Raw genomic sequence first — 11,355 nt, forward strand, 5'->3', positions numbered from 1 at the left:
TTATTTTAAATGATTCAGGAAAGCGTTGACATGAATTATATGCAATGATATTATTATTTTGAGATAAAATATAGAATTAAAGAGTAAATTTTATCAAAATAGTAGTAAAGATAAGTGTTAAAAAAGATTATTATCTATTATGATAATATATACCTTTAAATTCATATGAAGAAGGGGGGGAACTTCATGTAACAAAGAATGTTTATATAGATAGAATCATATGAATATTTTTATACGTGGAAGGGGAGAAAATTTATGAAATTTAAATATGAAAAACCACAAAATGGATACCCTGAGTGGAATAATAATCCACAAATAGTATCTTTAAACATGAATAAACATCATAATGATTTTGTAAGCTATGAAACTAAAGAACAAGCAATAGAAGGAATAAAAGAAAATTCTTCAAGGTATATATCGTTAAATGGAAAATGGAAATTCAATTTTTGTAAAGATATAAAAAGTATACCAGAAGATTTTTACGAAATAAATTATAATAATGATTCATGGGATGAAATAGATGTTCCATCAAATTGGCAAATAAAAGGGTATGGAATACCACAATATACAAATCTTATATATCCATGGACAGGAAGAGAAGATATAAAACCACCATTTGCTCCTGTTAAAATAAATGAAGCAGGATGCTATGTAAAGTATATTGATATAACTAAAGAACAATTAAATAAAAAAGTATTAATAAATTTCCAAGGTGTAGAGTCATGCTTTTACCTATATGTAAATGGAGAAATAGTAGGGTTTAGTAAAGATTCATTCTCACCATCTGAGTTTGATATAACTGATTACTTAGTAGAAGGTAAAAATAAAATAGGTGTAAAAGTATACAGATGGTGTGATGCAAGTTGGTTAGAAGATCAAGACTTTTGGAGATTAAGTGGTATATTTAGAGACGTTTATTTAGAAATAAAAAATAAAACTCATATAGTAGATTTTAGAGTAGACTCAAATCTTACAGATGATTACAAAGATGGGACTTTTAGTACCAAAGTAAAAGTAAATGGTGTAGGAAATTACAATATAAAATTAGAATTGTATGATAAAGAAAATATAATATATTCTAGTAAAAAAGAAGTTATTATAGAGGGTGAAGCAAACCTACATTTCCAAACTATAATAGACAATCCAAGAAAATGGAGTGCAGAACAACCAAACTTATATAAAGTAATAATTTGTTTAGAAAATGAACATGGCGAAGTAATAGAGTATGTAAGTTGTGATACAGGATTTAGACGATTTGAAATAAAAGAAAATGTAATGTACATAAATGGAAAACGTATACTATTTAATGGTGTTAATAGACATGAATTTGATAGTGAAATGGGAAGAGCTATAAATAAAGAAATAATGGAAAAAGATATAAAAATAATGAAGCAATTTAATGTTAATGCTCTAAGAACTTCTCATTATCCAAATAATCCATATATGTATGATTTATGTGATAAATATGGATTATATGTAATAGATGAAGTAAACCTAGAAACTCATGGTACATGGAAGTATGGACAAAAAGAAGAAGAAGGTGCACTTCCAGGAAGTAAACCAGAATGGACAGATGCTGTGTTAGCAAGATGTAAATCTATGTTTGAAAGAGATAAAAATCATCCATCTATAATAATATGGTCATTAGGAAATGAGTCTTTTGGAGGAGAAAACTTCAGAAAAATGTACAGATTCTTTAAAGATAATGATAAATCTAGAATAGTACATTATGAAGGAATATTCCATCATAGAATGTATGAAGATGTATCAGAGATAGAAAGTCAAATGTACACAAGACCTTGGGAAATAGAAGAATATGCAAAAAATAATCCTAAAAAACCTCATATAATGTGTGAATATACACATTCTATGGGAAATTCAAATGGTAATTTAGATGCATATTATAAATTATTTAGGAAATATGATGTTCTACAAGGTGGATTTGTATGGGACTTTAAAGACCAAGCAATCCTTAAAAAAGAAGGAGATATAAGTTATTTAGCTTATGGAGGAGATTTTGGAGATTTCCCAAATGATTATGACTTTAGTGGAAATGGATTAGTATTTGCTAATGGAGAAGTAACTCCTAAATTCTATGAGATTAAATATTGGTATGCAGATGTATTATTTGAAGATGTAAAAGAAGGTTTAGTTAAAATAAAAAATGATTATTTATTTAACAATTTAAATAGATATGACATATTCATAACTACAACTAAAAATGGTGAGTTTGTAGATGAAAAATGTGTAACAATAGATTTAGAGCCTGGACAAACTTATGAACTAGAATATGATGTGGTACAAAAAAGATACAAAGGTGAGGAATACATAGTTACATTTACAGTTAAAGAAAAGAATGAAACAATCTATGCACCTAAAGGTCATGAAGTAAAACATCATCAAGTTGTATTAAAACCAAATACATTAAAAATAGAAAGAGAAAAAAATACTAATAAAGTTAATATAAATGAAGAAGACAAATTGATAACATTATCTACAGAAAAAGTAAAAGTATCTTTATCAAAAGAAAGTGGACTTTTAGCACAGTATATAGTAAACGGAGAAAATATACTAAAAGAAGAATCAAGACCATATTTTTGGAGAGCAAGTACTAATAATGATAGAGGATTTAAAAATGAAGTAGATGCAGTTACATGGAGAAATCCAAATATGCATTTAGTAAATATTAAAATAGAAAACTATGTTAATTTAGTTAATTTAGTAGTAGATATAGAATTAGATAATAATAGTACAGTAACATATGTATACTCATTAGATAGTAACTCTAAACTAAAAGTACAACAAATACTAAATCCAAATAGAGATTTAGCTAAAATACCTGTAATAAGTGATATGTTTATACTTAAAGAAGAATTTAAAAATATAACTTATTATGGTAGAGGAGAAATAGAAAATTACTGGGATAAATATAAGAGTGCTAAGGTAGGGTTATACGAAGATATAGTAACTGAAAAAATGGTAAATTATCTTCAACCTCAAGAAAATGGTGCTAAAACTGATGTAAGATATTTAGAAATAAAAAATGAAAAAGGAGAAGGAATAAAAATAAGTGGAGTTCCTACTTTTGAGTTTAATATATCTAAATATCATCCAGAAGATGTAGAAATAGCAGATCATTTCTATAAATTAAAGCCATTAGATGCAACTGTATTAAGAATAATATACAAACAAATGGGAGTAGGAGGAGATGATAGCTGGAGAGCATTACCTCATCCGGAGTATATTTTAAATCCTAATAAAATTTATACTTTAACGTATGAAATAAAACCAATATAAATATTTATAAAGAGCATATCCTTCTAAATTATGAAGGGTATGCTCTTTTACGCTTATAGTAAATTATAATATATTAAAAAGTAAGATGAATTTCTGAATTTGAGTAATATAAATAAATTGCTTTTCACCATAAAAAATATTTTGAAATTCATTATTAATACAGGGACTTAATCACTGGATTAAGTTATTGGCAAGAGAAAAGATAGCATCCATATGTAAATTAAAGTGATTTACTTACACAGGGCATAAGCGAAGCAAAACTATAAGCTAGAAATTTTAATATGGACAATAGATAAAAATTTTATAATAGTATAGAACAACAGAAGTTTATAGATTGTAGCAATTAAAAAACTTTAGAATATATTATAATTACATATAGTAAAAGGGGTGGGGATATGGATAGTTTGCTGTCAGGAATAAGTGCAATATCTATTAAAGATATAATTATGATAGTAATTGGATGCATACTAATTTACTTAGCTATATACAAAAAATTTGAACCAACTCTGTTACTTCCTATGGGGTTTGGAGTAATAATGGCTAATTTACCATTGTCAGGAGCTATAACTCAATTGTTTGGAGATAGTAAGGTAGTTGGTATATTAGATTTACTATTTTCACAAGGAATAGCAACGGAACTATTTCCACTTTTAATATTTATAGGAATAGGTTCAATGATTGATTTTGAACCCCTACTTCAAAAGCCATTTACAATATTTTTAGGAAGCAGCAGCTCAACTTGGAATATTTTTAACTATAATAGTAGCTTTAATATTTGGATTTGACTTAAAAGAAGCTGCATCTATAGGAATAATAGGGGCTGCTGATGGACCGATTTCTATATTTGTAGCATCTCAACTTGCCAAGAATTTACTTGGACCAATATCTGTAGCAGCATATTCTTATATGGCACTAGTGCCTATCATTCAGCCATTTGCTATAAAACTTGTTACAACAAAGGAAGAAAGAATGATAAGAATGAGTTATACTCAAGGCAAAGTATCTAAAAGAACTAAAATATTATTTCCTATAGTAGTTACAGTAATAGCAGGGATAATAGCACCACAATCAATACCTCTTATTGGATTTTTAATGTTTGGTAACCTAATGAAAGAATCAGGTGTTGTAGATGGATTATCTAAATCTGCTCAAAATGAACTTGTAAATATTTGTACAATATTACTAGGTCTATCTATAGCATCAACTATGAAAGGTGACGATTTTCTAAAAACATCTACATTACTTATAATGTGTATGGGACTTATAGCATTTATATTTGATACAATAGGTGGAGTATTATTTGTAAAAATTATAAATATATTTAAAAAAGAAAAGATAAATCCAATGATTGGAGCAGCTGGTATATCTGCATTTCCAATGTCAGCTAGAGTAGTTCAAAAGTTGGCTACAAAGGAAGACCCTCAAAATTTTATATTAATGTATTCAGTAAGTGCGAATGTATCAGGTCAAATAGCGTCTGTTATAGCTGGTGGTCTTATACTTGGACTATTATCTTAGGGGGGGATATATTATGATTGAGGGATTAAAATTAATGGCTACTGGAATGTGTGGTGTATTTTTAGTTACGGGTATAATTTATTTTGCTATAAAGATATTAAATAATTTTGATAAATAAATTGATTAAAGTCCTCTTAAATAAGAGGATTTTTTTGTACTAAAAATGCAAATACTTTATTTAAAGAGGTGAAAATATGATAAGAAATCGTAAAGTAAAAGATCCAATAGTAGCTATAACAAAAGGAATGAGTGAAGGTAGATCATTAGAAAAAGCCCTAGATTTACTTCCTATGGATAAAATTATACAAAAAGGAGATAAAGTAATAATAACTCCTAACTGGGTAAAAGATAAATCACCTAAAGATGGTGTAGTTGTAGGTCCTAAAACTTTGAAAAAGCTTATACAATACATAAAAACAAAAGAACCATCAAAAATAGTTATAGCAACTGGGTCAGGAGGAGCTAAAACTCCTGATGTTATGAAAAGTGTTGGATATGACAAAATAATAGAAGAAGAAAATTTAGAATTTGTAGATATGAATTATGGACCATTTATAGATTTAGAATTAAATCATGAAATAATAAAATCTACTCCTATAAATGAAGTTATAAAGGATGCTGATGTTATAATTTCATTTACTCAATTAAAATACCATGAAGAAGCTACAGTAACTGCAGCCATTAAAAATATAGCTATGGGTTACCCTCCTGCAAGTATCCATGGATACCCTAAAAAGCAAACTGGAATTCATGAAGATTTACATGGTTTTATAAGATGCTTTGCAAAAAAAGTTCCAATAGACTTATCTATTATTAGCTTAGACAAGGCAATGATAGGAACTGGACCTAGTGATGGTATGGCGGTTGATACACCTGGCCTTGTAATAGCATCAACAGATCCTGTAGCAGCAGATAGTATAGGTGCAAGATTACTTGGATTTTTACCGCAAGCAGTTTGTTATTTATATGGATTATATAAAGATGGATTAGGAGAAGCTAGACCTGAGAATATGACAATACTAGGACTTGATTTAAGAGAAGCTGAAAAAATATTTAGTAAAGCAGCATATGGTAAAAAAGATGTAATGCTAGATAAAGATAAGCTTAAAGATATTCATGGTAATTAAAAATTTTATAAGAATTAAAAAGTAAAACTGTGAAATAATAAACTTAGAAATAAAACCAAAAGGATGTGGCATTATGACTCATAAGAAAAGACCAAGTACTGAAAAGATGTATGATTATAAAAAAGAAAAAGTGGAGTTTGCAAGAGAACTAGGAGTAAATGGAGCTAATAACACAGAAGTAAATGCAAAAATGGCAGCTCAAGATGAAGCAAAATATAGCAAAGAAACAATGAATAGAAAACACAGATTTGTAAACCCACAAGATTCAGAAAATCATAGATATTAAAAAGAAGCTCTAGTAGTTTATCTGCTAGAGCTTTTTTTAACCTTTCTTTTAACTTTTTTTACTACTTTTTTCTTAGGTGTTTTAGACTTATATAAATCTTTATCTATAGATAATTCGGGATTGATAACATTTTGAGGTTCTTCACCAGCATTTGCTTCACAAGTGTCTCTAATTGATGAAGCAAACGCCAGTTGCTCACCTAGTACAATTAAAAAACCAGCTAAGTTATCTAAATCATCATTGTCATCTATTTCTTGAGCTATTATAGCAGCGACTATTGTTACTAGAAATATGTATTGATTTCCAATTTCTTTACATGTACTTTTTATATCACACATTCTTTTACTGAGAAATTTATTTTTAGGCATTTTACCCCCACCAACAAAATATTGTTATTTTATAATATGAATAAATTTAGAGATATGTTACTAAAAATAAATTTGAAATTTAAGTTTATATAATATATAATATTTAAATAAAATTAATAAGACAGTTCGGAAGCCTCCTGTCTATAAATAAAACTACGGTGAACAGCATTTTATTATGCTTAATTTTTGTTAAAAAAACCGTAGCTCATAACTATGGTTTATTTTATTTTAAAACATAGTTATGAGTGTAGTAACGGAGATGACTGAAGTGGCAGTGATGTTATATCAATACAGAAATTTTACCTAAATAGGCTTAATACATTTTAGGGGGAAAAATATGACATCAAAAACAAAAAAATAACTAGAATAGGTGTAGTTGCAGCCTTATATGCAACAATAACATTAGTACTGGGGTCTATAAGCTATGTACAAATACAATTTAGAATATCAGAGGTAATGACTTTACTTCCGTTATTTGGAAAAGAATATATACTATCACTTACAATAGGTTGTTTTTTAGCAAATGTAATAGGTCCTTATGGAGTACCTGATATTATACTTGGAACATTAGCTACATTTATAAGTGTATATTTAGTATATTTAACAGGGAAATATATGAAAGGTAAAAAAGGATACTTAATAATAGCATCATTGTGGCCAACTATAGTAAATGCTATAATAATAGGTGGAGTAATGCTACATGGATTATTTAAATTGCCATTAATTCTTTCTATTTTACAGGTAGGATTTGGACAATTTGTGGTAATAACTATAATAGGTGTTCCTTTATTCAAATTTTTAAACAATAAATATTCAAAATTATTAAAGGATATATTAAGTTAATATATCCTTTAGTTAATAGTTAGGAGATAAAATGGAAGAAGTAAAAAATACAAAATTAATAGGTATAGGAAATGACGGTATAAAAAAACTAGAAGAAGTTGAAAGTAAAATAGTAGAAAAAATAGATACAGAAAAAATAAATATCAATAAAGATGTAGATAAAGACTATGTAAGAGCATTACTTGATGGAGTTGATATATTACTTTTAACTTACAATAGTGAAGACAAACAAGCTCTTCAAATAGTTAATGCAATAGGATATATGGCCGATGAAAGAAGAGTATTATCAGTTGGACTTGATTTAAGTGAAAAAGAAAATAAAAATGAAATAAAAATAAATAGAGAAATAAAGATAAATAATGATAACACAGATTCTTTATTAAATATAATAGATATGATAATAGACTCAATATCTGATGAATGTACTATAAGTATAGATTTAACAGATATAAAAGAAGGACTAGCTAGTGATAAGGGTATAAAATACTCATATGGTGAGTTTGACAAAAATAATAGTGTAGAAGAGATAGCAAACAAACTTGAAGAAAACTCTATAAAAACTAGTGATGAATTAACTGGTAAAAAGTTAATGATATTAGTTGAAATGAGTTCAGTATATGATATAGCATATTTAAATGAAGTATTAAATGCTATACAAGATAAGAGTGATGACTCATATGAAGCAATATTCTCTTTATATTTAAAAGAAGACTTAGGAGAAAAAATAAAAGTTTCATTAATATATAACTAATAAATAAATTTTAATTTAAGAGCTATCTTAATATAATTTTAAAAAATAAAATTTATATTAAGATAGCTCTTTATAGATTAATATACTTATTGTTAATAATTTATAATCTAACGATTATTTTGATCAACGGATGTATCATAAGAGGTAGAAAGGATATATCGTTGGTGATACGAAATACTTCTTAATACGTCGTTTACACAAAGTAAATTATATATATAAATTTTGCTAAAATATAGTATTATTAAGGTCTTAGATTAGTTGACTAATGTAAAAAAATAATATATTATATAAAGTATTGTGTAATAAAAAATAAGTAATAAAGAAAGGAAATAATCAAATGCTACAAGTTACTAATGTTGGACTTAGATTTGGTGATAAAGAGTTATTCAAAGATGTTAACTTAAAATTCACTAAAGGTAATTGTTACGGGATAATAGGTGCTAATGGTGCAGGAAAATCAACTTTCCTAAAGATATTAGCTGGTGATATAGAAGCAAACACAGGTAGTGTATCTATAACAGAAAAAGAAAGAATGTCAGTTTTAAGACAGGACCACTTCAAATATGAAGAAGAAACAGTTTTAAATGTTGTTATAATGGGACATGAAAGATTATATCAAATAATGCAAGAAAAAGATGCATTATACATGAAGCCAGATTTCTCTGAAGAAGATGGTATAAAAGCTGCTGAACTTGAAGGTGAGTTTGCTGAACTTGATGGATGGGATGCAGAAACTAATGCAGAAAGATTATTAATGGGTCTTGGTATAACTAAAGATTTACATTACAAGCAAATGAAAGAATTAACAGGTGGAGAAAAGGTTAAAGTATTACTTGCTCAAGCATTATTTGGTAAACCTGAAATACTAATAATGGACGAACCTACAAACCACTTAGACTTCCAATCAATAAATTGGTTAAATAACTTCATAATGGATTTAGAAGATTCTATAGTAATAGTTGTATCACACGATAGACACTTCTTAAACCAAATATGTACAAATATAGTTGACGTTGACTTTGGTAAGATACAAATGTACGTTGGTAACTACGACTTCTGGTATGAGTCAAGCCAATTAGCATTACAACTTGCTAAAGATCAAAACAAAAAAGCTGAAGAAAAAATAGCTCAATTAAAAGAGTTCATCGCAAGATTCAGCTCAAATGCGTCAAAAGCTAAGCAAGCAACATCTAGAAAGAAACAATTAGAAAAAATACAAGTTGAAGAAATACAACCATCTAGAAGAAGATATCCATATGTTGGATTCACTCCTGAAAGAGAAATAGGAAATGAAGTTTTAGAGGTTGAAGGATTAACTAAAACTGTAGATGGTGTTAAAGTTTTAGACAACGTATCATTCAGATTAGATAGAGAAGATAAAGTAGCATTTATGGGAGACGAAATAGCTATAACTACTTTATTCAACATATTAATGGGAGAAGATACTGCTGATAGTGGTACATTCAAGTGGGGAGTTACAACTTCTCAAAGTTATCTTCCTAAAAACCACAACCAATACTTCGATGGTGTAGAATACTCATTAGTTGATTGGTTAAGACAATACTCTGAAGAAAAGAGTGAAAGTTTCATAAGAGGATTCTTAGGAAGAATGTTATTCTCTGGTGAAGAAGCTTTAAAACAAGCTCAAGTTTTATCTGGAGGAGAAAAGGTTAGATGTATGTTATCAAAACTTATGTTATCAAATGCTAACGTACTTGTATTAGATGACCCAACTAACCACTTAGACCTAGAATCTATAACTTCTGTAAACAAAGGTTTAGAGAAATTCCCAGGAGTATTATTATTCAACTCTCATGACCAAGAGATGATACAAACTCTTGCTAACAGAATAATAGAAATAACTCCAGGTGGAATAATGGACAGAAAGACTACTTTAGAAGAGTATCTTGAAAACAAGGATATACAAGCTCAATTAAAGAAAATGTATGATGTTCAAAATGCATAATTAATATTATATAAGTAAATTAAAATATAAATACACCTTTTGAATATATGATAATACTCATTTTTGAGTGAGTGACTTTTTCATATATTTAGGAGGTGTATTTTTTATTATTTTAAAATACGCAATTGATAAATTATTATCTGATTTATAACTTAAATTAGTTAGTAAAGTCTACATAACGGGAATTCTTAGATAACAGACTATTGCTGTATACAAGTAACTTTACACAAGCTATATATCATACTATACCCTGTAATTAATTCATCGTTAGGGGGATAGGCAATGCATAAGAAATTAATATCGTTAATTACAAGTGGTTTATTAAGTTTAAGTATATTAACCGGTTGCAAAAATGAATACGTTGAATATCAAGAACCACAAGTACAACAAAAACAAGTAGATGAAGATTTAAATGAATTATATACTAAAGAAATAAGTGAAAATAAAGAAATCGATGAAGCATATAAATTATTAAAACCAGTTATAGATAATAGTTTTTATGGTCAAAGACATAATATTATTAAATCAGAAGATGGAAAAACTTTAATATTGGAGCTTCATATGGATGAATATGTTGCAGAAAATGGAAATATAGATGAATGGAATAAATATATTTATCAATGTTTAAATTCTGCTAAAGCGTTAAAAGAGTTCTTATTAAATAATGGTCTAGAAACTAATTTCGCTATAGTTGTTATGGACTTTGATAAAGAGGTAGTATATATTTATATACTAAATGATCAAGTATATTATAATATAAGAAATGCAAACTAAATACTTATAATTTATAGGATGGTTTAAGTAGCTATCCTATTTTTTATGTTATTAAATTAATATTCTAAGATTAAATTAAAAGATAAATACACCTTTTGAATATATGATAGGCTTATTTATTAAGCAGATCTGTATATTTAAAAGGTGTATTTTGTTTTATTTGAATTCTTGGGACTGTAGGTAGTTTTGTGTAAATACAAACTTACCTACAGTCTTTTTTGAATGTAAAATTGGTAAGTTTGGAATAATATTCATATTAAACTTTTGGAGGTAAAGAAATGAAAGATCAAAGAGAAATAATTATTCCAGATTTAGACTACCAAGCTGAAGTAAGAAAATGTAAAACCATGGAAGATGTAGTTGGTAAAAATGGATTAATGCAAAAGCTGTTCAAAGATATTATCCAACAATTGCTAGAAGCAGAA

The 11,355-nt window shown here is 27.5% G+C and carries 11 protein-coding genes and 1 pseudogene; 11 read left to right on the plus strand and 1 reads right to left on the minus strand.

The window, feature by feature from the left end:
• Positions 1-255: 255 nt before the first annotated feature.
• The 6 genes from BN7997_RS06245 to BN7997_RS06260 all read left to right on the plus strand — a co-directional run bounded on the left by BN7997_RS06245 (position 256) and on the right by BN7997_RS06260 (position 6,228).
• Positions 256-3,297 (plus strand): beta-galactosidase, LacZ type, encoded by a 3,042-nt coding sequence (locus tag BN7997_RS06245; protein WP_071119987.1) that lies wholly within the window; start codon positions 256-258, stop codon positions 3,295-3,297.
• A gap of 395 nt (positions 3,298-3,692) precedes the next feature.
• Complete coding sequence (locus tag BN7997_RS16295; protein WP_330385865.1) at positions 3,693-4,082, plus strand: sodium ion-translocating decarboxylase subunit beta; 390 nt, start codon at positions 3,693-3,695, stop codon at positions 4,080-4,082.
• Positions 4,069-4,815: a sodium ion-translocating decarboxylase subunit beta gene (locus BN7997_RS06250; protein ID WP_330385892.1), complete on the plus strand. Its 747-nt coding sequence runs from the start codon at positions 4,069-4,071 to the stop codon at positions 4,813-4,815. Before BN7997_RS16295 ends, BN7997_RS06250 begins: the two co-directional genes overlap by 14 nt.
• 13 nt (positions 4,816-4,828) lie before the next feature.
• Positions 4,829-4,933: an OadG-related small transporter subunit gene (locus BN7997_RS16195; protein ID WP_277231586.1), complete on the plus strand. Its 105-nt coding sequence runs from the start codon at positions 4,829-4,831 to the stop codon at positions 4,931-4,933.
• Between the two features lie 76 nt (positions 4,934-5,009).
• On the plus strand, positions 5,010-5,942 hold the full coding sequence (locus tag BN7997_RS06255; protein WP_195906800.1) for a DUF362 domain-containing protein: 933 nt from the start codon (positions 5,010-5,012) through the stop codon (positions 5,940-5,942).
• Between the two features lie 73 nt (positions 5,943-6,015).
• On the plus strand, positions 6,016-6,228 hold the full coding sequence (locus tag BN7997_RS06260; RefSeq protein ID WP_071119988.1) for a hypothetical protein: 213 nt from the start codon (positions 6,016-6,018) through the stop codon (positions 6,226-6,228).
• Positions 6,229-6,245: 17 nt separating this feature from the next.
• On the opposite strand, the gene BN7997_RS06265 is transcribed toward BN7997_RS06260, so the two are convergent.
• Positions 6,246-6,566: a hypothetical protein gene (locus BN7997_RS06265; protein WP_143023181.1), complete on the minus strand. Its 321-nt coding sequence runs from the start codon at positions 6,564-6,566 to the stop codon at positions 6,246-6,248.
• Between the two features lie 396 nt (positions 6,567-6,962).
• Between BN7997_RS06265 and BN7997_RS06270 the strand changes: the two genes are divergently transcribed.
• The 5 genes and pseudogenes from BN7997_RS06270 to BN7997_RS15990 all read left to right on the plus strand — a co-directional run.
• Complete coding sequence (locus BN7997_RS06270; RefSeq protein ID WP_330385893.1) at positions 6,963-7,439, plus strand: QueT transporter family protein; 477 nt, start codon at positions 6,963-6,965, stop codon at positions 7,437-7,439.
• 31 nt (positions 7,440-7,470) lie between these two features.
• Positions 7,471-8,190 carry an FtsZ/tubulin family protein gene (locus tag BN7997_RS06275; protein WP_071119991.1) on the plus strand — a complete coding sequence of 240 codons (720 nt, stop codon included), beginning with the start codon at positions 7,471-7,473 and terminating at the stop codon, positions 8,188-8,190.
• 337 nt (positions 8,191-8,527) lie between these two features.
• On the plus strand, positions 8,528-10,156 hold the full coding sequence (locus BN7997_RS06280; RefSeq protein ID WP_071119992.1) for an ABC-F family ATP-binding cassette domain-containing protein: 1,629 nt from the start codon (positions 8,528-8,530) through the stop codon (positions 10,154-10,156).
• A gap of 282 nt (positions 10,157-10,438) precedes the next feature.
• Positions 10,439-10,930 (plus strand): hypothetical protein, encoded by a 492-nt coding sequence (locus BN7997_RS06285; RefSeq protein WP_071119993.1) that lies wholly within the window; start codon positions 10,439-10,441, stop codon positions 10,928-10,930.
• Positions 10,931-11,208: 278 nt separating this feature from the next.
• Positions 11,209-11,355 (plus strand): annotated as a pseudogene (locus BN7997_RS15990) (IS256 family transposase); the annotation flags it as partial.

It is taken from the genome of Romboutsia timonensis (genome assembly GCF_900106845.1).
In the GTDB taxonomy this organism is placed as follows: Bacteria; Bacillota; Clostridia; order Peptostreptococcales; family Peptostreptococcaceae; genus Romboutsia; species Romboutsia timonensis.